The sequence below is a fragment of the Kitasatospora sp. NPDC001225 genome (genome assembly GCF_053597855.1).
Genome location: NZ_JBSFJC010000039.1, coordinates 24682 through 47506, shown reverse-complemented (window position 1 = coordinate 47506; position 22825 = coordinate 24682). Strand labels below are relative to the sequence as shown.

The 22825-nt window shown below is 72.6% G+C and carries 16 protein-coding genes; 13 read left to right on the top strand and 3 right to left on the bottom strand.

All coding sequences use genetic code 11. The annotated features are described in order from the left end of the window. Window positions 1-31 precede the first annotated feature (31 nt). On the top strand, window positions 32-1591 hold the full coding sequence (locus ACWDCZ_RS16245) for an amino acid permease (RefSeq protein ID WP_375876013.1): 1560 nt from the start codon (window positions 32-34) through the stop codon (window positions 1589-1591). Between the two features lie 128 nt (window positions 1592-1719). Continuing rightward, on the top strand, window positions 1720-3156 hold the full coding sequence (locus ACWDCZ_RS16240; protein WP_387974658.1) for a glycosyltransferase 87 family protein: 1437 nt from the start codon (window positions 1720-1722) through the stop codon (window positions 3154-3156). A gap of 52 nt (window positions 3157-3208) precedes the next feature. Here the strand turns inward: ACWDCZ_RS16240 and ACWDCZ_RS16235 are convergent, their stop codons facing one another. Both ACWDCZ_RS16235 and ACWDCZ_RS16230 read right to left on the bottom strand, forming a co-directional pair. Then, window positions 3209-4978, bottom strand: a complete 1770-nt coding sequence (locus ACWDCZ_RS16235) for a penicillin-binding transpeptidase domain-containing protein (RefSeq protein WP_074001273.1) — start codon at window positions 4976-4978, stop codon at window positions 3209-3211. A 186-nt stretch (window positions 4979-5164) separates the two neighbouring features. Further along, a complete protein-coding gene (locus ACWDCZ_RS16230; RefSeq protein WP_375876015.1) occupies window positions 5165-6946 on the bottom strand; it encodes a dolichyl-phosphate-mannose--protein mannosyltransferase in 1782 nt (593 codons plus the stop codon). A 106-nt stretch (window positions 6947-7052) separates the two neighbouring features. On the opposite strand from ACWDCZ_RS16230, the gene rsmI reads away from it, so the two are divergent. From rsmI to ACWDCZ_RS16195, 7 genes are all read left to right on the top strand, one after another. Continuing rightward, entirely contained in the window at window positions 7053-7922 is an 870-nt protein-coding gene (rsmI, locus tag ACWDCZ_RS16225) for a 16S rRNA (cytidine(1402)-2'-O)-methyltransferase (protein ID WP_449816207.1), read from the top strand. A gap of 235 nt (window positions 7923-8157) precedes the next feature. Further along, window positions 8158-8583 carry a hypothetical protein gene (locus ACWDCZ_RS16220; RefSeq protein ID WP_387974655.1) on the top strand — a complete coding sequence of 142 codons (426 nt, stop codon included), beginning with the start codon at window positions 8158-8160 and terminating at the stop codon, window positions 8581-8583. A gap of 85 nt (window positions 8584-8668) precedes the next feature. Further along, window positions 8669-10291: a methionine--tRNA ligase gene (gene metG / locus ACWDCZ_RS16215; RefSeq protein WP_375876017.1), complete on the top strand. Its 1623-nt coding sequence runs from the start codon at window positions 8669-8671 to the stop codon at window positions 10289-10291. A 1-nt stretch (window position 10292) separates the two neighbouring features. After that, a complete protein-coding gene (locus ACWDCZ_RS16210) occupies window positions 10293-11171 on the top strand; it encodes a TatD family hydrolase (protein ID WP_416875252.1) in 879 nt (292 codons plus the stop codon). A 117-nt stretch (window positions 11172-11288) separates the two neighbouring features. Continuing rightward, window positions 11289-12353 (top strand): 16S rRNA (adenine(1518)-N(6)/adenine(1519)-N(6))-dimethyltransferase RsmA, encoded by a 1065-nt coding sequence (rsmA, locus tag ACWDCZ_RS16205; protein WP_449816206.1) that lies wholly within the window; start codon window positions 11289-11291, stop codon window positions 12351-12353. Then, window positions 12350-13267: a 4-(cytidine 5'-diphospho)-2-C-methyl-D-erythritol kinase gene (locus tag ACWDCZ_RS16200; RefSeq protein WP_449816205.1), complete on the top strand. Its 918-nt coding sequence runs from the start codon at window positions 12350-12352 to the stop codon at window positions 13265-13267. Before rsmA ends, ACWDCZ_RS16200 begins: the two co-directional genes overlap by 4 nt. A gap of 120 nt (window positions 13268-13387) precedes the next feature. After that, window positions 13388-15226, top strand: coding sequence for an ABC-F family ATP-binding cassette domain-containing protein (locus ACWDCZ_RS16195; RefSeq protein WP_074001278.1), 1839 nt, complete (start codon window positions 13388-13390; stop codon window positions 15224-15226). A 1-nt stretch (window position 15227) separates the two neighbouring features. Here the strand turns inward: ACWDCZ_RS16195 and ACWDCZ_RS16190 are convergent, their stop codons facing one another. Next, window positions 15228-17264, bottom strand: coding sequence for an FUSC family protein (locus ACWDCZ_RS16190; protein ID WP_449816204.1), 2037 nt, complete (start codon window positions 17262-17264; stop codon window positions 15228-15230). Window positions 17265-17806: 542 nt separating this feature from the next. Here ACWDCZ_RS16190 and ACWDCZ_RS16185 point away from each other — a divergent pair. From ACWDCZ_RS16185 to ACWDCZ_RS16170, 4 genes are all read left to right on the top strand, one after another. After that, window positions 17807-18289 (top strand): hypothetical protein, encoded by a 483-nt coding sequence (locus ACWDCZ_RS16185; protein WP_117489285.1) that lies wholly within the window; start codon window positions 17807-17809, stop codon window positions 18287-18289. A 70-nt stretch (window positions 18290-18359) separates the two neighbouring features. After that, window positions 18360-19991, top strand: coding sequence for a WXG100 family type VII secretion target (locus ACWDCZ_RS16180; RefSeq protein WP_380775277.1), 1632 nt, complete (start codon window positions 18360-18362; stop codon window positions 19989-19991). A gap of 98 nt (window positions 19992-20089) precedes the next feature. Then, the gene (locus ACWDCZ_RS16175; RefSeq protein ID WP_449816203.1) at window positions 20090-21484 is read left to right on the top strand and encodes a S8 family serine peptidase; all 1395 of its coding nucleotides are present in this window, start codon (window positions 20090-20092) and stop codon (window positions 21482-21484) included. A gap of 57 nt (window positions 21485-21541) precedes the next feature. After that, on the top strand, window positions 21542-22813 hold the full coding sequence (locus ACWDCZ_RS16170) for a S8 family serine peptidase (protein WP_449816202.1): 1272 nt from the start codon (window positions 21542-21544) through the stop codon (window positions 22811-22813). The last annotated feature ends 12 nt before the right edge of the window (window positions 22814-22825 follow it).

The following is a 22825-nucleotide window of genomic DNA, read 5'->3' as shown; positions in this document are numbered from 1 at the left end:
TACTGTCCCATGTTTGTTCGGTTGGTCCCCGATGACACCCCCTGGCACGTCGGGTGACCGACTGCAAGGACACCCTCCCCCGCCCAGAAGGACCGTGGTTTTGGCCAGCAACACCATCGGTGCGCGTCTGCTGCGACGCAAGCCCGTCTCGACACTGATCGCCGAGACCGAAGGCGAGGACGTCCTCCCGGCCGGCGCACCCGAGGAGGGCGGGCGCTCCGGCATCCACCTGCGCCGCTCGATCGGCCTGTGGCAGCTGTCCTCGATCGGCATCGGCGCGACCATCGGCACCGGCATCTTCTTCGTGCTGAACACCGCGGTGCCCTCGGCCGGCCCGGCCGTCATCCTGTCCTTCGTGATCGCCGCGGTCACCGCCGGACTCACCGCGCTCTGCTACGCCGAGATGGCCTCCGCGATCCCGGTCTCCGGCTCCTCGTACTCCTACGCCTACGCCACCCTCGGCGAGGGCGTCGCCTTCGCCGTCGGCATCTGCCTGCTGATGGAGTACGGCGTCTCCGCCTCCGCGATCGCGGTGACCTGGGCCGAGTACCTGAACAAGTTCCTCGACCTGACCTTCGGGGTCACGATCCCCGAGCAGCTCTCCGGGGCGCCGGACAGCGGCCACTGGTTCAACCTGCCGGCGCTGCTGCTGGTCTTCATGGTCTGCTTCCTGCTGATCCGCGGCGTCAGCGAGTCGGTCAAGGTCAACGCGGTGATGGTCGCGATCAAGATCGCGATCCTGCTGATGTTCATCGGCATCGCGCTCACCGGCTTCCACTCCGGCAACCTGACCCCGTTCATGCCGCTCGGCATCAGCGGCGTGCAGATCGCCGCGTCCAGCATCTTCTTCTCCTTCATCGGCCTGGACGCCGTGTCCACCGCCGGTGAGGAGGTCAAGAACCCGCGCCGCACCCTGCCGCTGGCGATCATCATCTCGCTGGTCGTGGTGACCTTGCTCTACATCCTGGTCGCGCTGGCCGGCATCGGCGCCCAGCCGTGGACCAAGTTCGACGGCCAGGAGGCCGGCCTCGCCCAGATCCTCCAGGACATCACCGGCCAGAGCTGGCCCGCGATCGTCTTCGCGATCGGCGCGATCGTCTCGATCTTCAGCATCACCCTCGTGGTGATCTACGGCCAGACCCGCATCCTGTACTCGATGGGCCGCGACGGCATGCTGCCCAAGCGCTTCGCCAAGCTCTCCCCGCGCAGCGGCACCCCGGTCTGGAACACCGTCGTGGTGGGCCTCGGCGTCGGCGCGCTGGCCGCGTTCATCCCGCTGCGGGTCCTGGCCGACATCACCAGCCTCGGAACGCTCATCGCCTTCTCGGTGGTCTCGATCGGCGTGATCGTGCTGCGCCGCACCCAGCCCGACCTGCCGCGCGGCTTCAAGGTGCCCGGCTACCCCGTCGTCCCGCTGATCAGCGTCGGCTTCTGCGTCTACCTGATCACCGGCCTGCACGCCGACACCTTCCGGGCCGGGGCGATCGCCCTCGTCGTCGCCGTGGTCGTCTACTTCGGCTACAGCATCAAGCACTCCCGACTGGAGCAGGCCGAGCCGCAGTCCGCGCCCTCGGACAGCGCCGCCGGCTGACCCGGAGGCAAACCCCGCGTGAAGGGCCGCCGACCGCCACCGCGTCCGGCGGCCCTTTTCACGCCAACGCCCGTCCGGTGTCCGACACCATGGCGACAGGGCCCGGCTCCCACCCATAACCTTCCACCATGGTGAGCACCCGCACGCCCGGCTACCCCCGCCCGCGCGGCCGCTTCACCGGCCGCGGCGGAACGCCGGCCCAGACCTCCACGACCGAGGCGCCGGCCAGGCCACGACGGCCGCAGCGCGGCCTCTCCGTCCGGCCCTTCCCCCGCCAGCGCGGCGAGAGCACGTTTCCGCCCACGCCCGCCCGGCTGAACACCGCCCGGCTGGCCGGGCTCGCCTCGACACGGACCGTCCAACTGCTCGGCTGCCTCGTCGCGGCCGGCTGGGCCGCCGCCTTCCCGCTCGTCTCCGACCTGCCCAACCAGCGGCAGTGGGGCCTGATCGCGGCCCCCGGCTACGTGCTGGCCGGAGTGCTCTGCCTGACCCTGCCGCGCCGCTTCGCGGCCAAGGCGGCCGCCTCGGTCGCCCTGGTCGGGGCCGTCCTGGTGCCGCTCGGGCAGCTCGCCCTGCAGGGCCGCCACCAGTCCGAGGTCATGGTGGTCGAACGCTCGGCCCACCTGCTGCTCACCACCGGCACCGCGTACCTGCCGCACCCGGCGGTGGTCACCGACTACAACCCGTACCTGCCGGCGATGTCCCTGTTCGGGATGCCGCGCCAGCTGTTCGGCGACTCCACCGCCGTCGCGCGGGTCGCCGGGGACGCCCGGATCTGGTTCGCGCTGACCTTCTTCGTCTGCATGCTGGCCGCCTGGCGGCTGCTGCGGCCCGCCCGCCCCGGCGGCGGCGACGGGCGCGCTCCGTTGCTGCCGCTGGCCGTTCTCACCGCCTCGCCGCTGATCGCGCTCGCCCTGGTGGTCGGCGGGGTGGACCTGCCGCTGATCGGCGTCTGCTGCCTGGCCATGGCGCTCGCCGAGCGGGACCGCACGGTCGCCGCCGGGCTGGTGCTCGCCCTCGCCTGCACCCTGAAGTGGACGGCCTGGCCCGCGCTGCCGGTGGCTGTCCTGCTGCTCTGGCGGCTGTACGGCCGGCGCCCGGCGGCCCGGACCGCGCTGATCGGGGTCGGGGTGAGCGCGCTGGTGATCCTGCCCTCCGCGCTGACCCAGGCCGACGCGCTGCGCGAACAGGTGGTGCGCTTCCCGCTCGGGATGACGGCGATCCGCACCCCGGCGGGCAGCCCGCTGCCCGGCAAGGTGCTGGCCGGCTTCGGGCCGACCGGGCACGCGATCTCGCTGGCGCTGATGACCGTGGCCCTGGTCGCGGTGGCGATCTGGCTGCTGGCCCGGCCGCCGGTCTCCGCGATCGCCGCGGCCGACCTGCTGGCCGCCGGGCTCGCGATCGCCTTCATGCTGGCCCCGGCCGGGCGGTTCGGGTACCTGGCGCTGCCGGCGGTGCTGGTGATCTGGCCCCGGCTGGCGGCCCGGCGCTGGAGCAGCCGGCGCCCGGTCCCGCCGGGCCGGGTGCGGCGGGGAAGGCCGCAGCCCGCCCTGCCGCGAGGCTGAGCGGGCTGTCGGCGGCCCGCCCGGCTCCGGGCGGGCGGGGGCTTGCGGGGGCTCAGCGGCCGCCGGCGGCCTTCAGGATGGAGGCGACGGCCGGGCCGGCCGCGTCCACGCCGTGGCCGCCGCCCTGCACCTCGGCGGCCACCGCGACGTTGCCGCGGTAGGCGGTGAACCAGCTGTTGGTGACGTCGACCCCGGCGACCTCGGCGGAGCCGGTCTTGGCGCCCGCGTTGTCGGTGATGCCGGCCATCACGTCCCTGGCGGTGCCGCCGGTGGCGGTGGCCGCCATCATCGCCTTCAGCTTGGCGTCGACGTCCGGGGAGAGCGGGCGGGCGGCCTTCTGCTGCGGCAGCTCGGCGACCAGGATCGGCTGCTTGAACTCGCCGCTCTGCACGGTGGCGGTGACCGAGGCGATGGCCAGCGGGTTCATCTGGACCTTGCCCTGGCCGATGTAGTTCATGGCCTGCTCGTCCTTGCTGCCCGGCGCCGCCGGAACCTTGCCGTCGGTGTTCGGCAGGCCGGTCTTCCACTCCAGGCCGATGCCGAACACGTCCTTGGCCGTGCCGTTCAGCGTCTCGGGCTTGAGGCTGGTCAGGCCCTGGTTGATGAAGGCGGTGTTGCAGGACATCATGAAGTCCTGCTGGAGCGTGTTGTTCGGGAAGGCGCCCGGGAACGAGTTCGGGATCGCGTGCGGGTTGCTGCTCTTCTCCGGGCAGGCCACCACGGTGTCCGGGTTGACGCCGTTCTCCAGCAGCGCCGCCGAGGTGACGATCTTCATCGTCGAGCCCGGGGCGAGCAGCCCGGCGAAGGCCCGGTTCTGGCCGGTGGCCGGCGAGTTGGCGAAGGCCAGCACCTGACCGGTGCTCGGCTCGATCGCGACGATGGAGCCGGGCTTGCCCGCCAGGTCGGTCATCGCCTTCTCGGCGGCGGCCTGGAGGGTGTTGTCGATGGTGAGCTTGAACGGCTTGCCGGGCTTCGGCTCGACGATCGTGAACAGCTTGTCCTGGGGGCCCTTGCCGGCCGGGTCGGAGATCACCACCGCGCTGCCCGCGTCCTGGTCCTTGGCCGGGTCCGGCGGCAGCAGCTTGTTGGCGTTGTCCTGGAGGGTGGTCAGCAGCGACTGGGTGAGCGAGGCGCCCTGGACCGGCTTGCCGTTGCGGTCGACCACGGTGGACGGCGGGGCGAAGACCGGCTGGACGGCGATGGTCTCGTTGCCGGACAGGTGGGGGTGGATCACCGACGGCGCCCAGTGCACGGCCGGGGTGTTGTCGCTCATCTTCACGACGCCCAGGAAGCCCTGGTAGTCCCAGGCCCGGTTGGTGCCCGCGAACTCGGCGCGCGCCTTGTAGGACATCAGCGTGCCGGTGGGCGCGGGCGTGGCGGCGGCGGACGGCGAGTCGCCGGCGCCCGGCGTGCCGGTGGCGCCCGGGGTCGCGGAGGCCCCGGCGGTCGGCTTGGCGGCCGGGGCGGGGGTGCCGGTGGCGGCGGAGAAGACCTGCTGGGTGGTCGGGCCGAAGGGGGTGAGGGTCAGCGCGCTCGGCTTGACCTGGTCCCGGAAGGCGGTCAGACCGGCCGTGGCCGCGGCCGGGTCGTCGGTCAGCGAGGCCGCCTTGGCGATGTCGCCGGCCGCCCAGGCCGTCAGGAAGTCCTTCAGGCCGGCCGTCGCCTGGTCGGCGGTCGGCGGCTCGGCGACCACGGTGCGCGGCTTCTTGCCACCGGATACGCCGTCCGACTCGCTCACCAGGCTGTACACGCCGTAGCCGCCGCCCGCGAGGACGGCGATGGACACGCCGGTGATGATGCCGATCTTCGCGCCACTGCGCATGGTGCAGGTCCCCCAGGGGTCTCGCGGCCGGGCGCAACCGGCGGGGCCGGAAACGCGGTACCCCTCCACCCTAGGCAGCGCGGATCGGTGCGCCGGCGAATCGCCCGGCACTTGTGACGGATCTGGTACGTGTTGTGCACCGCATACGGACGGTTCGCGGGAACGCGGTGTGTCCGGGGCGGTGGATCAGATCCAGGTGTTGAACCACATCCGGCGGCGCCAGTCCTCCAGCGGGATGGTCTGCCCGGTGAACAGCGGATAGAAGAAGAGGAAGTTCCAGACGATCAGCAGGACCAGCAGTCCGGCCGCCGCGGAGCCGATGATCCGGCGGTCCCGGGAGGCGCCGGCCGGCCCGATCAGGGCGCCGATCAGCATCGTCACCGCGAGCACCAGGAACGGGACGAAGACCACCGCGTAGAAGAGGAAGATCGTCCGCTGCTGGTAGGCGAACCAGGGCAGGTAGCCGGCGGCCAGGCCGCAGAGCAGCGCGCCGGCCCGCCAGTCCCGCCGGGCCGCCCAGCGCCACAGGCAGTAGGCCAGCGCCGCGATGCCCGTCCACCACAGCAGCGGGGTGCCGATGCCCAGCACCTCGCGGGCGCAGTCGGCGGCGGTGCAGCCGGCCTGGCCGTACTTGGGGGACTCGTAGAAGAAGGACACCGGCCGGCCCAGCACCAGCCAGGACCACGGGTTGGACTGGTAGGTGTGCGGGTCGCTCAGGCCGACGTGGAACTCGTAGACCGTGGTGTGGTAGTGCCACAGCGAGCGCAGGGCCTCGGGTATCCACGGGAAGTCGGTGGAGCGGCCGACCGCCCAGTCCCGGCCCCAGCCGCCCTGGCCGGGAGCGGTGCTGCTGGCGAACCAGCCCCACCAGGACGCGATGTAGACCGCGACCGCGACCACGACCACCGAGACGAAGGCCGGCAGCACGTCCCGGGCGAGCACCGCCACGAACGGGCGCGGGGCGCCGGCCAGGCGGCGGGCGCCGACGTCCCAGAGCACCGTGAGCAGCCCGAAGGCCGCCGCGACGTACAGACCGCTCCACTTGGTGGCGCAGGTCAGGCCGACGCAGGCGCCGGCCGCGATCCGGTACGGGCGCCAGCCCAGGCCGAGCCGCTGGGCGAGCCGGGCGTCCTCGACCCCGCCCAGCCGCCGGGCCAGCAGGGCCCGGGTGCGGTCGCGGTCCAGCAGCAGGAAGCCGAAGGCGGCGAGGGTCCAGAACATCACCACCAGGTCGAGCAGCGCGGCCCGGCTGAGCACCAGGTGCAGGCCGTCCACCGCGAGCAGCAGGCCCGCCACGCAGCCCAGCAGGGTGGAGCGGAACATCCGGCGGGCGATCCGGGCCACCATCAGCACCGACAGGGTGCCGAGCAGGGCCACCGCGAACCGCCAGCCGAAGGGGTTCATGCCGAACAGCTGCTCGCCCAGGCCGATGATCCACTTGCCGACCGGCGGGTGCACCACGTACGAGGGCGTCGCCCGGTACGGGACGGCCGCGCCCGGCGTCATGATCGTGGTGTTGGCGTCCTCCGGCCAGTTGATCTCGTAGCCGCCGTGCCAGAGCGCGTACGCGTCCTTGGCGTAGTACGTCTCGTCGAAGATGATCGCGTGCGGCTGCCCCAGGTTCGTGAACCGCAGGAGGCCGGCGAAGACCGCCACCGCGACCGGACCCAGCCAGCCGGCCCAGCGGCAGAGGAAGAACCACAGGCCCTGCGGCAGCGAGACGCCCAGCCGCAGCAGCAGCGGCGACTGCGGCACGTCCCGGGGCGTCACCCGGGGGCCGTCCGGCATCGGCGGGGCCAGGCGCTCGGTGAGCGTCCCGGTGGGGCGGGCCGTGTAGCCGAACCGGGCCAGGCGCTCGCGCCAGCCGGCCGGCCCGTCCTGCGGTGGACGGGGGGACGGCAGGCCGACGCCGCCGTACGCGGAGTGGTCCGTACCAGTGGGCGCCTGGGCCGCCGTGTCGCCGTTCATCCGCCACATCGTAGGGGCGCTCTTCGCACGCGTGTCCGCTCCCTCGGAAGCTGACCGAATCGTCACCAAAAACCCCGGGCGCCCGACAGCTGCGAGGATGGGGACCGTGACAGGAGTACTCGTTCTCGCAGGCACCCCCATCGGCGACGTCTCGGACGCCCCGCCCCGGCTCGTCGACGAACTGGCCACGGCGGACGTGATCGCGGCCGAGGACACCCGGCGGCTGCGCCGGCTCACCCAGGCACTCGGGGTGACCCCGGCGGGCCGGGTGGTCTCCTACTTCGAGGGGAACGAGGTCGGCCGCACCCCCGAACTGGTCGAGGCGCTGCTCGGCGGCGCCCGGGTGCTGCTGGTCACCGACGCCGGCATGCCCTCGGTCTCCGACCCCGGCTACCGGCTGGTCGCCGCCGCCGTGGCCGCCGACATCAAGGTCACCGCGGTGCCCGGGCCCTCGGCGGTGCTCACCGCGCTCGCGCTGTCCGGCCTGCCGGTGGACCGCTTCACCTTCGAGGGCTTCCTGCCGCGCAAGAGCGGCGACCGGGCCCGGCAGCTCGCCTCGATCGCCGTCGAACCGCGCACCATGGTCTTCTTCGAGGCGCCGCACCGGATCGCCGAGGCGCTGACCGCGATGGCCGGGGCGTTCGGGCCGGAGCGGCCGGCCGCCGTCTGCCGCGAGCTCACCAAGACCTACGAGGAGGTCAAGCGCGGGCCGATCGGCGAGCTGGCCGCCTGGGCGGCCGAGGGCGTCAGGGGCGAGATCACCGTCGTGGTCGCCGGCGCCCCGCCAGCCGCGCCCCAGGAGCTCACCCCGGCCGAGCTGGCCCGGCTGGTGGCCGTCCGGGAGGAGGCCGGGGAGCGCCGCAAGGAGGCCATCGCGGCCGTCGCGGTGGAGCTCTCGCTGCCCAAGCGGGAGGTCTTCGACGCGGTCGTGGCGGCGAAGCGGGAAGGCCTGGGAAGCGGCCTGGGAAAGGGGTGAATTCCGGGGGTTGCGTTGCTCACGGGGAGTCGTACCGTGGAGAGAAGGCCCCGGTAAACACCAGCTGAGCTGAAGTTTCGGCCGCGCTTCCCGGACCCTGCGAGGATTTTCGTATAGGTCTGACCAACGCGCATCCAAGTCTTCACAAGCCGGGCATCGGCCGGGGCGGTCCGGGCATTTCCTGGAAGGGAAAGACCCAGCCGGACGAGCGTCCGGCGGGCGCTGGGAGACGGCCATGAGCGATGTAGTCGGTACCCCCCGCAGTGGCAGCGCACTGAGCACCGCCGGTCTGGCCGGCCGGCCGCACACTCCCGTCGAGACCGTACGGGAGGCCTACTCCTTCGCGTGCCTGCGCTGCGGGTACGGCTGGGAGCAGGCGTACGACATCGAACACCACGTGGCCAACGACGGGCACGTCGTGTTCGAGTACCACGCCAACGGCGTCCGGGTGCCGTCCCCGCTGCTCAAGCCGACCTGCCCGGGCTGCGGCGGCCACACCGTGCGGATCATGCGCGAGGGCCGGGTCGCCTCCGCCGACCAGGCCTGGCAGCACGCCCCCGGCTACCCGGCGCACGCCGAGCCGGCCGGGGCGCCCACGGCGGCCGAGCCCACCCGGCCGCGCGGACGCTGGGCCCGGTTCTGGTCGCGGCTGCTGGGCTGACACCGGGGCGACGGAACGGGGACCGCCCTCGGCCGGGAACAACTCGGTCGAGGGCGGTCCGCGTGCCCGACTAAGCTTTCCGACCATGGCGGCCACTGCAGACCACAGCACCACCGGGGCGAGCACCCCGGCGTACTACGTTTCCACCCCGATCTACTACGTCAACGATCGCCCGCACCTCGGCCACGCGTACACCACCGTGGCGGGCGACGTCCTCACCCGCTGGCACCGCCAGCGCGGCGAGAAGGTGTGGTACCTGACCGGCACCGACGAGCACGGTCAGAAGATCATGCGGACCGCCGAGGCGAACGGCGTCAGCCCGCAGGAGTGGTGCGACAAGCTGGTCGAGGAGGCCTGGAAGCCGCTCTGGCAGCACCTGGAGATCGCCAACGACGACTTCATCCGCACCACCGAGGAGCGGCACACCGCCCGGGTGCAGGAGTTCGTCCAGGACCTGTACGACAAGGGCGAGATCTACAAGGGCGGCTACTCCGGCCCGTACTGCGTCGGCTGCGAGGAGTTCAAGCTCCCCTCCGAGCTGCTCGACGGCGCCACCGAGGACGAGAAGCTCTGCTCCGTGCACAAGCGGCCCGTCGAGTGGCTGGAGGAGGAGAACTACTTCTTCCGCCTCTCCGCCTACGGCCCGCAGCTGCTGGAGTTCTACGCGGCGAACCCGGACTTCATCCAGCCCGCCTCGGCCCGCAACGAGGTGCTGCGCTTCGTCGAGCAGGACCTCAAGGACCTCTCGATCTCCCGCTCCACCTTCGACTGGGGCGTGCCGCTGCCCTGGGACGAGAAGCACGTCCTCTACGTGTGGGTCGACGCGCTGCAGAACTACATCACCGCGGCCGGCTACGGCAGCGACCCGGAGCGCTTCGCCGAGCTGTGGCCCGCCTCGGTCCACCTCGTCGGCAAGGACATCCTGCGGTTCCACGCCGTCATCTGGCCCGCCATGCTGATGGCCGCCGGGCTGCCGCTGCCCAAGCGGGTCGTCGCCAACGGCTGGCTGATGGTCGGCGGCGAGAAGATGTCCAAGTCCAACCTGACCGGCATCGCGCCCACCGACCTCACCTCGCACTTCGGCGTGGACGCGTACCGCTACTACTTCCTGCGGGCGATCCCGTTCGGCACCGACGGCTCGTTCTCCTGGGAGGACTTCACCGCCCGGTACACCTCCGAGCTGGCCAACGACTTCGGCAACCTGGCCTCCCGGGTCGCCGCGATGGTCGGCAAGTACTTCGACGGGGTGCTGCCCGCCGCCACCGCCGCGGGCGACGCCGAGCAGGCCGTCGCCGACGGGCTGACCAGGGCCGTCGAGACGGCCGACCGGAAGATCGGCGAGGAGCTGGACTTCGCCGGCGGCCTCGCGGCGATCTTCGAGTTCGTCAAGCAGGTCAACGGCTACCTCACCGAGCAGGAGCCCTGGAAGGTCGCCAAGGACGACTCGGCCGAGGGCCGGGCCCGCCTGGCCACCATCCTCTACACCGCCGCCGAGGCGCTGCGCGCCACCGCCGTGCTGCTCAACCCGGTGATGCCGACCACCGCCGAGAAGCTGTGGGTCTCGCTGGGCGCCGAGGCCGCCGGGCTGGGCGCGCTCTCCGCGCAGACCGTCGCCACCGTCGCCGACTGGGGCCGACTGCCCGCCGGTGCCACCGTCACCAAGGGCGAGATCCTCTTCCCGCGCCTCGAAGAGAAGCCGACCGCCTGACATGGCTGCCAAGGACGACGCCCGGTCGACCCCGCCGCCGCTGCCGGAACCCCTGGCAGTGGCGGTGGCCGACTCGCACACCCACCTCGACATGCAGTCCGGCACCCCCGCCGAGGGCCTGGCGAAGGCCGCCTCGGTCGGGGTCACCACGGTGGTCCAGGTGGGCTGCGACGTGCCCGGCTCGCGCTGGGCCGCCGAACTGGCGGCGCGGTACGAGCAGGTGCACGCGGCCGTCGCCCTGCACCCGAACGAGGCGCCGCGGATCTTCCTCGGCGACGCGGACGGCTGGTCCGGCCAGCAGCGGAAGGCCGGCGGCGCCGCCGCGCTCGACGAGGCGCTCGCCGAGATCGACCGGCTCGCCGCACTGCCGCAGGTGGTGGCGGTCGGCGAGACCGGCCTGGACTACTTCCGCACCGGGCCCGAGGGCGTGGACATCCAGAAGGAGTCGTTCCGCCGCCACATCGAGATGGCCAAGCGGCACGGCAAGGCCCTGGTCATCCACGACCGGGACGCCCACGAGGACGTCATCGCCGTCCTGCTGGCGGAGGGCGCCCCGGAGCGGACGGTCTTCCACTGCTACTCCGGCGACGCGCAGATGGCGAAGACCTGCGCCGAGCACGGCTGGTACCTCTCCTTCGCCGGCCCGGTCACCTTCAAGGCCAACCAGCCGCTGCGCGACGCCCTGCTCGCCACCCCGCTGGACCGGGTCCTGGTCGAGACCGACGCCCCCTTCCTCACCCCGCACCCGTACCGCGGCCGCCCGAACGCCCCGTACCTGATCCCGGTCACGGTGCGCTCGATGGCCGCGACCCTGGGCCTGGCCGAGGACGAGCTGTCCACGGCCATCGCGGCGAACACCGCCCGGGCCTTCGGGTACTGACGCCGGGGCCCCGGGGCCCGAGCGCGCGGTCGGGGCCCCGTCCGGATCGGCGCGTGGTCGGGCCCCGTCCGGATCGGCGCGTCCGGACGGCGGCCCCGGCGCCCGTATCCTTGGCGCGTGAGCACCACCGACCCCACCTCTGACAGCCGCCCCCAGCCTCCGGCCGGGGGGACCCCCTTGCTGGGCAGTGCCGACATCCGGGAGCTGGCGGCCGCGTTCGGCGTGAAGCCGACCAAGCAGCGCGGGCAGAACTTCGTCATCGACGGCAACACCGTGCGGCGGATCGTCCGGGCCGCCGAGGTGACGGAGCAGGACGCGGTGGTGGAGGTCGGGCCCGGGCTCGGCTCGCTCACGCTGGCGCTGCTGGAGGTCGCGCGGCACGTGACCGCGGTCGAGATCGACCCGGTGCTGGCGCGGCACCTGCCGGACACCGTCGCCGCCCGGATGCCCGGCAAGGCGGACGCCTTCGACCTGGTGTTCAGCGACGCCATGGAGGTCACCGAGCTGCCCGGCCCGGCGCCCACCGCGCTGGTCGCCAACCTCCCGTACAACGTCGCGGTGCCCGTCCTGCTGCACATGCTGGCGACCTTCCCCAGCATCGAGCGGACCCTGGTGATGGTGCAGAGCGAGGTCGCCGACCGGCTCGCCGCCAAGCCGGGCAACAAGGTGTACGGCGTCCCGTCGGTCAAGGCCAACTGGTACGCCGAGGTGAAGCGGGCCGGCGCCATCGGGCGGAACGTGTTCTGGCCCGCCCCCAACGTCGACTCCGGGCTGGTCTCGCTGATCCGCCGCGAGCCGCCGAAGACCAGCGCCAGCCGCGAGGAGGTATTCGCGGTGGTCGACGCCGCGTTCGCCCAGCGGCGCAAGACCCTGCGCGCCGCGCTGGCCGGCTGGGCGGGCTCCGCCGCCGGGGCCGAGCAGGCGCTCGCGGCGGCCGGCATCGACCACAGGCTGCGCGGCGAGATGCTGACGGTGGAGCAGTTCGCCGCGATCGCCGAGCACAAGCCCGCCCAGGCCGAGGGGGCCGTGGAGGCTGGTCAGCGGACCGGCCGGGCCGGGGCCGCCGAGCGCAGGCCGGTCCGGTCCGCGGCTGCCGAGCCCGGGGCCGCCGAGCCCGGGGCCGCCGAGCCCGCTGAGCAGGCGCCCGCGTCCGCCGAGCAGACGACCGAGGACAGCGAGTGATCACCGTACGGGTACCGGCCAAGGTCAACGTCCAGCTGGGGGTCGGCGGGCTGCGCGCCGACGGCTTCCACGACCTGGCCAACGTCTTCTTCGCCGTCGCCCTCGGGGACGAGGTCACCGCCACCGCGGCGCAGGGCGTGACGCTGAGCTGCTCCGGGCCGGACGCCGCCGCCGTCCCGCTGGACGACAGCAACCTCGCCGCCCGCGCCGCCCGGCTGCTCGCCGCCCACCACGGCATCGCCGACCCGGGCGTGCACCTGCACATCGCCAAGGCCATCCCGGTGGCCGGCGGCATGGCCGGGGGCAGCGCCGACGGCGCGGCCGCGCTGGTCGCCTGCGACGCGCTCTGGCAGCTGGGCACCCCGCTCCCCGTGCTGCTCGAGCTGGCCGCCGAACTCGGCTCCGACGTGCCGTTCGCCCTGGTCGGCGGCGTCGCCCTCGGCCGCGGCCGCGGCGAGATCCTGGAGCCGCTGGCCGTCGAGGGCACCTTCCACTGGGTCTTCGCGGTCGCCGAGGGCGGCCTGTCCACCCCCGCCGTGTTCCGCGAGTGCGACCGGCTGCGCGAGGAGGCCGGCACCGGCTCCAGTGACACCGACGTCCCCACCCCGGACGCCGACCCGGCGCTGCTCGCCGCCCTCGCCGAGGGCGACCCCGTCGCCCTGGCCGCCGCCCTCGCCAACGACCTCCAGCCCGCCGCGCTCTCGCTGCGCCCCGCGCTCGCCGCCACCCTGCGGGCCGGCACCGAGGCGGGCGCGCTCGGGGCACTGGTCTCCGGCTCCGGGCCGACCTGCGCCTTCCTGGTCAAGGACGCCGAGGCCGCCACCGCGGTCGCCGGGGCGCTGCGGGCCTCCGGCACCTGCCGGACCGCGCACGCCACCCACGGGCCGGTCCCGGGGGCGTCCGTCGCGGGCTGACGCGGTGAGGCCGCTGCTACGGGCCCATTAGGCTGGGGAGATCGGGGTGTCCCGAGAGGGGCATCCGGCCGCCGAGCGGCGGGCCGCCCCGCGACCGCCGAACCCTGGAGCGCAGCACACGTGGCCGTCAACCTCGCCACCATCGAGTCCGTCACGAAGGTCTACGGCACCCGCGCCCTGCTGGACGCGGTCAGCCTGGGCGTCAGCGAGGGCGACCGGATCGGCGTCGTCGGCCGCAACGGCGACGGCAAGACCACCCTGATCCGGATGCTCGCCAAGCTGGAGGAGCCCGACGGCGGCCGGATCACCTGGAACGGCGGCCTCGAACCGGCCGTCCTCACCCAGCACGACTCGCTCGACCCGAAGGCCACCATCCGGCACGAGGTGATCGCCGGCCGGGCCGACCACGAGTGGCTCGGCGACGCCCGCATCCGCGACATCATCGAAGGCCTCTTCGGCGGCCTCGACCTGCCCGGCTTCGCCGACGGCCTGGACACCGTCATCGGCCCGCTCTCCGGCGGCGAGCGCCGCCGGATCGCCCTCGCCAAGCTGCTGCTCGGCTCGCCCGAACTGATCATCCTGGACGAGCCCACCAACCACCTCGACGTCGAGGGCATCAACTGGCTCGCCCAGCACCTGCAGAAGCGCCGCTCCGCGCTCGTCTGCGTCACCCACGACCGCTGGTTCCTCGACCAGGTCTGCACCCGGATGTGGGACGTCCAGAACGGCGAGGTGCACGAGTACGAGGGCGGCTACTCCGACTACGTCTTCGCCCGCGCCGAGCGCTCCCGGATCGAGGCCGTCGAGGAGCAGAAGCGCCAGAACATGGCCCGCAAGGAGCTGGCCTGGCTGCGCCGCGGCGCCCCCGCCCGCACCTCCAAGCCGCGCTACCGGATCGAGGCCGCCAACGCCCTGATCGCGGACGTGCCGGACCCGCGCGACAAGTCCGAGCTGATGAAGTTCGCCAACGCGCGGCTCGGGAAGACGGTCTTCGAGCTGGAGGGCGTGACCGTCACGGCCGGCCCGAAGCTGCTGCTGGAGAACCTCACCTGGCAGCTCGGCCCCGGCGACCGGATCGGCCTGCTCGGCGTCAACGGCGCCGGCAAGACCTCGCTGCTGCGCGCGATGCGCGACGCGTACGCCTCCGAGGGCGACGTCCAGCCGGCGTCGGGCGTCATCAAGGTCGGCAAGACCGTGCGGCTGGCCTACCTGTCGCAGGAGGTCGCCGAGCTGGACCCGGCGACCCGGGTGCTCCAGGCCGTCGAGCAGGTCCGCTCGCGGGTCGACCTCGGCAAGGGCCGGGAGATGAGCGCCGGCCAGCTCTGCGAGCAGTTCGGCTTCGGCAAGGACAAGCAGTGGACGCCGGTCGGCGACCTGTCCGGTGGCGAGCGCCGCCGCCTCCAGCTGCTGCGGCTGCTGATGGACGAGCCCAACGTGCTCTTCCTGGACGAGCCCACCAACGACCTGGACATCGAGACGCTCAACCAGCTGGAGGACCTCCTCGACGGCTGGCCCGGCTCGATGGTCGTCATCAGCCACGACCGCTTCTTCATCGAGCGCACCACGGACACCGTCCACGCGCTGCTCGGCGACAAGAAGATGCGGATGCTGCCGAACGGCGTCGACGAGTACCTGGAGCGCCGGGCCAGGATGGCCGCCGCGGCCACCGCCGCCGCTCAGGCCGGCGCCGCCGCCCCGACCGCCACGGCCGTCGCGGAGGACGGGGGCGCGGCCCCCGCGCTGTCCGGCGGGGACCTGCGGGCGGCGAAGAAGGAGATGCAGAAGCTGGAGCGGCAGATCGCCAAGCTGGACGAGAAGGAGTCCAAGCTGCACGCCCAACTCGCCGAGCACGCCGCCGACTTCTCCAAGGTCGCGGAGCTGGACGCGCAGCTGCGCGCGGTCCGGGACGAGAAGGAGGAGCTGGAGATGGGCTGGCTGGAGCTGGCCGAGCAGGTCTGAGCTAGTCGTCCGGTCGGGTACGGAGGAGCGCTTCGAGCTCCTCCGCCGCACGGCCCAGCGCGCTGCGCGTCGGGTCGTGCGGGGCGGGTGTTGCGATTGTCGGGGTCGCCGCGGCTGCCGGGGACGTCGGGGGTGTCGGGGGTGTCGGCGCGCTTGGGGCCGTCGGCGGGCGGTGCGCGCGGGCGCTGGCGGTCAGTTCGTCCAACGCGCGCCGGACCCGGTCGACCTCGGCCGGGTCCGGCACCCGGCCGCCGTACCGGATCTGCGCCGCGAAGGCCGCCACCGCGCCGCCCAGCCGCTCCAGCGCCGCCGTCGCCGGCAGCCACCGCTCGGCCAGCCGGCCGGTGGGCGGCGGCTCGGCCAGTCCCTGCTGCACCTCCCGGCGGGCATCCGCCAGCGACCGGTAGGCCGTACGGCGCAGCCACACCTGGGCGGTGCCGGTCCGGCCGCCGTCCTGGCCGCTGTTCGGGCCGCTGTCCGGGCCGTCGTCCTGGCCGGCGCCGCGGACGACGGCGTCCAGGTAGGCCCGCAGCGCCGTCGTCGCGTCGACCAGCCTGGGCTCGATCCGGTGGCGCGGGCGCTCCGGCCACAGCAGGTAGCCGAAGAGCAGCACGATCGCGCTGGCCAGCACGGTGTCCAGGACCCGGGGCCAGAACTCGGCGGCGCTGCTCTGCCCGCCGAGCTGGAGCAGGACCAGCGCCATCGGCGTCATCACCACGGTGTTCAGCCCGTAGTGCGCCGCCGTGGCGTACGGGAGCAGGGCCACGCAGCCGGCGGCCATCGCGGTCAGCGCCCACTCGTCGGTGGTGGCCATGAGCAGCGCCGCGGTCACCGCCACCCCGAGCACCGTGCCGACCGAGCGGCTCACCGCGCGCAGGAACACCGAGCCGAGGTCCGGCTTCAGCACGAAGGCGATCGTCATCGGCACCCAGTAGCTCTTGCTGAGCGGGTAGTTGGCGGTGACCGCCGAACCGACCGCGATGCACAGCGCGACCCGCAGCCCGTACCGGACCGACCCCCGGGACAGCAGCCGCACCCGCAGCCGCCAGGGGTCCGGCGGCGGCGCGGGGGCGGTGCCGAGCCGGGTGTCGCGGCCGGCCACGGTATCGGCGGCGGCGCGCAGGGCCACGTCCAGGGCCTGCCGCGAGGGGGTGTCGGGCCGCCAGTCGGGGACGGCGACCTCGCCGCCGCCCCGCCGCACGGCGGCCGCCAGCCGGTTCGGCACCTCGGCCACCTCGGGCGGGACCGGGCGGCGCGCCCACAGCAGGCCGGTCGCCGCCTCGGTGGCGGCGAGGGCCGCCTCGTACATCCGGGCCCGGCGGTTCCGCCTGCTTCGGTGGTCCTGCCGTTCCCGGCGGTCCCTCCGATGCGTGCCGAGGAGGTCCTGGAGCTGGTTCAGGCGGGCCGTCAACACCTGGCGGGAGGCGCCCGCCCGCGGGCCGCCCAGGTCGGCGAGAGTACGGCCGAGCGCGTCGTACGCGGCGGCCAGCGCCCGGTTGCGCGGATCTGCGGCAGGCCGGTTCGGCGCACCCGCCGGCAGCCCGAGCAGCACCACGAACGCGGCCCCGACCGGCAGCATCGGCGCCGCCGCCCACCACGGCTGCGGCAACGGCATCCCACTGCCCAGCGCCGCCGACACCAGCATCAGCATCCCCGCCGCCGAACCGCGCGGACCGGTCGCGCTCAGCGCACCCGAGGCGAAAGCGGTCAGCGTCAGCACGACACCCAGGACGAGGCCGTCCGCGTCCGCGTGCTGGAGCGCGGTGCCGATCAGCATGCCGAGCGCCGAGGCGAGGACCGCCGTCCCGATCCGGGCGGCCCGCAACCTGCCCGGCTCGGCCCGGTCGTTCATCGTCGCGTGCATCGCCCCGAGCCCCGCGAACACCCCCAGATCCAGCCGGTGCACCAGCAGCCCCACCGCCAACGGCACCGCCATGCCCACCGCCGCCCGCACCATCAGCGCCACCGGCACCGGCGGCCGCGCGGGCCGCGCCGCACGGGCCCACCAGGGGGAAGGGGAGACGTCGGGAGAGCTCACGCGGTCACGTCCGTTCTGCGGCCTGGGGTCGCTGCTGTGCGACATTGCGCGGCAGATGGGGCGTACCGGGTCAGTCTACCCAGGCCGTCCGCGGCGGCTCCCACATGTCAAGTTCGTACCGATCGCGTACAGGCGGGCCAAGGTCCCTGCCGGTCCGACAGAGGCGATGGCTACGATGACGGAGGCGGAAACCGTCCACAGGGCGGACGGTGTACCGACCAGGACGGTACGACCCAGAAGTTGACGGTGTGTTGCGGAACGCGGCCGCCCGGGACGCCCCGGGCGCGGCGGGCCGTACGGGGGAGAGGTGAACTGCCGTGGCAGGCAATGGTGCAACTAGTTCGGGGACGCCGACTCCGTCAGCGAGTCCGTCGCCCGGTCCTACGCCGACACCCTCGGCGAGTCCTACGCCCAGCCCGTCGCCGAGCCCGGCCCCGAGCCCTACGACGACTGCCGCGCCCAGCCCTTCGGCCAACCCGGCACCCAGCGCGTCGGGGACCGACCCGGGCAGCCAGGCGCCTGCGAACGACTCGGCACCGTTCATGCTGGACCAGAAGCTCCCGTGGCCGCTGGGCGGGATCAACATCGCTCCCGTGGTCAGCACGGTGCAGACCAACGTCAGCGCCAGTGACCTGGTGGCGGCCTTCGGGAAGCAGAACGTCCAGGTCGAGCTCGACACGCTCACGACGTTCGTGGGCAAGATCGAGGCCCTGCTCGCCGCGATGGAGGGCTCGCCGGCCGCGCCGTACAAGCTCCAGGAGCAGAAGCTGACGGGCAAGAGCTTCGCGAGCGCGGAGTTCGCCGAGGCGACGGCGCTGACCACCGCCTACGGGAAGGTGCACGCCCAGCTCGTCCAGCTGCACAAGGACTTCGTGTCGCAGATCCAGGCGATGCAGACGGCGGTTACGCGGACGGCCAGCATCTACGCGACCAACGAGGACCACACGACGGCCGCGCAGAACGCCGTCGCGAAGAACGCGGGTGTCACCACGTCGGCACCTGGGTCGGGCGACGGAAAGTACTGATGGCGGTCTGGGGAGAGTCCTACGGGGAGACGGGGAGCAAGTAGTGTCAGGCAGCACGAACTTCGAAAGCATGGAACACGCCCACCTGCGGAAGATGGTGGACAGCACGGACCCGACGACGGTCCTCAGTCGCGGCACCCAGCTGCAGTCGGCCGGGCGGGTGCTGAAGGAACTGAGCACGGCGCTCAAGTCGCATGTCGGCAACGTCACCTGGGAAGGCCCGGCTGCCGAGAGCTTCAAGACCTGGGTGAACAACCTCCAGCAGTCGGCGCAGATCATCGGTGACCACGCCACGACCGCGGGCGATGCGATGCACCAGGCCGGGGAGGCACTCAGCACCGCCAAGGTCGCTGTGCCGGAGCCTCCGCAGACGGAGATCCAGGCGGTCGACAGGCACAACAGCCAGTCGAACCTGCTCAATGTTCCCCAGCTTGCCGTCGGCCAGACCGTCGACGAGTACATGAAGACGGTCAACCCCAAGTGGGTGACGTCGACGGAGTACGTCCAGGCGAAGGCGAAGGTCGAGAAGGAGCACCAGGAGGCCGTTCTCCAGATGGAGAAGCTGGCCCAGGCGTACAGCGCGGCGACGACGACGCTGAACGGGATTCCGTCGGACGTGGTGCTGCCCGGGACACCTGGTGACGGCACCGGCAAGGACGATGCGTCAACTGTTACGGGTGGCAGCGGTGGCTCGGTAGGCTCTGGCGGCCCCGTCCGCAATCCGCGTTCGGGCGGCGGAAGCGTCGGCGGTGGCTCCGACCCGTCCGGTGGGGGCGGCTACGGCGGAGGAAAGGTCCTGCCCCGTGACCCGGGATCGGGCGGCCCCGGCCCGTCCAACCCGGGCAACACCCCGCCCCCGCCGCACGGTGGCGGCGGCCAGCTGCCGCCCGCGCCGCAGGACCCGGGGACCTCGACCCCGCCGTCGTACCCGTCGGACCCGGTCAACCGTCCGGGCACCGACCTCAACAGCCTGCCCACCCTGCCGACCCTGCCCACGCAGACCGGCCCGTACGGCCCCGGCGGCGGCCAGCTGCCGACGGACGGACCGACCACCCTTCCCGGCTACCCGAACGGGCCGGGTGGCCCGGGCGGCGGGCCCGGCGTTCCCGGTGGCGGCCCGGTCACGGGCATCCCGGGTGGACCGGGCGGCGGCACCGTCCCGACCAAGGGCGGTGGCACCGGGTACGTCCCGGGCAAGGGCGGCGGCCAGATCCCGGTGCGCACGACCCCGTTCGGTGGCGGCCCCGGGCAGGGGAGGAGCGGCACCCCCGGCCTGCCCAGCGGGACGGTCTTCGGCGCCCGTGAGGCGGGGCCGGGCGGCGGCGGCCGGGTCGGCGGGCCCGGTGGCATGGGTGGCGGCATGCACCCCGGCATGGGCGGTGCCCACGGCGGTGCGGTCGGCGCTGGCGGAGGCTCGCGCGGCCGGGGCCTGTCCTCGACCACGGGTGGCACGGTCGGTGGCCGCAAGGGCCCGACGGCCGGCGGGGAGTTCACGCCGGGCGGTACCGGTCTGCGCAACCGCGCGGCGGGTGCCGGCGAGGGCGGCCCCCAGGCCAGGCAGAACGGCATGATGGCCCCCGGAGCGGCGGGCCACGGCGGCCGGAAGGAGCGCGACCGCCGCCAGCGGGCCGACTACCTGCACGAGGACGAGGAGACCTGGACCAGCGGTACGCCGCACAGCAATCCGGACGTGATTGAGTAGGACGGCAACGACTGCCCGGCCACTGGGCATCCCCAGTGGCCGGGCAGTCACGTTCAGGGCACTGGTCTTGCTGACGGGGACATTGACGAGGAGTTGTGATGGGGCGGACGAACGCGCGGGCGCGTTGGCGGGCTGCTGCTGCGGCGCTTCTGGCGGCGGGAATCGTGGTCGGCCCGGTCGCAGCACCCGCGGTTGCCGAGGACACGATCCGGCAGCAGCAGTGGCATCTGGAGGCGATGCACGCTCCGGAGATGTGGAAGGTCACCAAGGGGCGGGGCATCACTGTCGCGGTGATCGACAGCGGGTTCAAGCTGGATCATCCTGACCTGGAGGGGCAGTTCCTGCCGGGCCAGGACTTCAGCGGAAGCCCCGGAGGTGTGGGTTCGGCCGCGGACGGCCATGGCACGGGTATGTCCAGCCTCATCGCCGGAACGGGCAAGGGAAACGGGGGGACGGGTGCGCTGGGGTTGGCGCCGGGTGTCAAGGTACTTCCGTTGAAGATCAACACCGGCAAGGTCGGCTCAATCGTCTCGACTGATTTCCTTGGTCAGATCGGGCAGGCCATCAGCTATGCGGTCGATCAGGGCGCCAAGGTCATCAATATTTCGCAGGGGATTGACGCGGTAACGGCCTACCCGGCGGACGTCACGAAACTGAACGGGATCATCGCGGCAGCCAGGGACAAGGGAGTCCTAGTATTCGCCAGCGTCGGAAATGAAGCCGAGAAGGGGAATCCGGTCGAGTATCCCGGAGCGCTTCCCGGGGTGGTCGGCGTGGGAGCTTCGGATCGAAATGGCACTGTTACGGCGGAGTCCGAACGGGGCCCCCAGGTGGTGTTTGTCGCGCCTGGCATGGATATGATCGCGGCTTGCACCTCACCCACGGGCTATTGCAAGAGTCACGGGACCTCTGACTCGACCGCGATGGTGTCGGCCTCGGCGGCATTGGTGTGGGCGGCGCATCCGGACTGGACGGGGAACCAGGTCCTGCGGGTGCTCATCAATACCGCAGGGAAGGCGAATGACGGGTCCGGTCGCAATGACCTCATCGGTTTCGGTGCGGTGCGGCCGCGTATTGCTTTGACGGATCCGGGAGATCCTGGTCCCGCGAACGTGTCACCGCTCCCGGTTGGCACGCCTGCACCGTCGGGGGCCCCGTCGCCTTCGGCGACCGCGCCTGCTGCTGGGTCTGCGGTGCCGATCCCGGTCGAGACTCCGACCGATGTGGCCGCCGGTGCGCCGTCGGTGCAGCCGAAGGCTGAGGCGTCCTCGGGCTCCGGCGGTGCGTTGCCGATCGTGGCGGGTGTGGTGGCCGGGTTGGTGTTGGTGGCGGGAGTGGTGTTCGCGGTAGTGAGGCGTCGGAAGCCGGCCGCGCAGCCGGACGTGGCCCAGGTGCCGCCGCTGCCGTCGCAGCAGCCGATGGGGGCGGTGCCGCCGGCTCCGCCGTCGTACCAGCCGCCGGTGCCGCCGGAGGACAATCCGTACGCGAGGTAGTTCACGTTGTTGGGGGAACGCGGGATGTGGGGTCGTCGGCTTGTGGCCCTGGGGGTTGTGAGCCTGAGCGTGGTGGGGAGCGCGGTGACACCGGCTGCCGCCGATGGCTCGATTCGTGCTGATCAGTGGCACCTGGACGCGATGCACGCACCTGAGGTGTGGAAGGTTTCCAGGGGCCAGGGCATCACTGTCGCGGTGATCGATGGCGGGTTCAAGCTGGACCATCCGGACCTCGTGGGACAGCTCCTCCCTGGTAAGGACTTCAGTGAGAGCCCGGGCGGCGTCGGCTCGTACGCTGACGGTCACGGTACGGCGATGGCCGGCCTCGTCGCAGGATCCGGAAAGGCCAGTGGCGGCACGGGGGCGTACGGCCTTGCTCCTGCTGCCAAGGTTCTTCCACTGAAAATCAATAACGGGTCCGTAGGGGCCGTGGTTTCGGCGGATTTTCTGGGGCAGATCGGGCAGGCTGTCACGTATGCGGTCGAGCAGGGTGCCAAGGTCGTCAATATCTCGCAGGGAATCTCTGCCGTCACCGCATCTCCTGCTGACGCGGAGAAGCTGAGCAAGACCCTGGCCTGGGCGCGTGCGAAGGGTGTGCTGGTGTTCTCCAGTGTGGGTAACTCCTACCAGTCAGGAAATCTTCTCGAGTATCCGAGCGGCCTGCCGAACGTGGTCGGGGTGGGCGCGATCGACCGCAACGCCACCGTGACTTCGGAGTCCCAGCAGGGGGCGCAGGTCATTCTCTCCGCGCCTGGTGTTGACATCGTCGAGGCATGCACCGGGAATACCGGGTACTGCAAGGGTCATGGCACATCGGACTCTTCTGCTCTGGCCTCGGCCTCGGCCGCATTGATCTGGTCCGCGCACAAGGACTGGACCGCGAATCAGGTCCTGCGGGTCCTCATCAATACCGCGGGGAAGCCGAACGACGGTTCCGATCGCAACAACATCATTGGTTATGGCGTTGTCCGGCCGCGTATCGCGTTGACGGATCCGGGAGACCCGGGTCCGGCGGATGTTTCGCCGGTTCCGGGTGATGCGGCGACACCGTCGTCGGTTCCGTCGCCTTCGGCAACCGCCTCGGCTGCCGCGTCTGCTGTTCCGGGCCAGGCCGAAAGCCCGACCGGTGTGGCTGCCGGTGCGCCATCGGCGCGGCCGAAGGCTGAGGCATTGTCGGGTTCGGGCAGTGCGTTGCCGATCGTGGGGGGTGTGGCGGCCGGGTTGGTGTTGGTGGCCGGTGTGGTGTTCGCAGTGGTGCGGCGCCGGAAGCCGGCCGTACAGCCCGAGGCGGTTCGGGTGCAGTCGGAGGGCAACCCGTACGCGAGGTAGTTCACGTTGTTG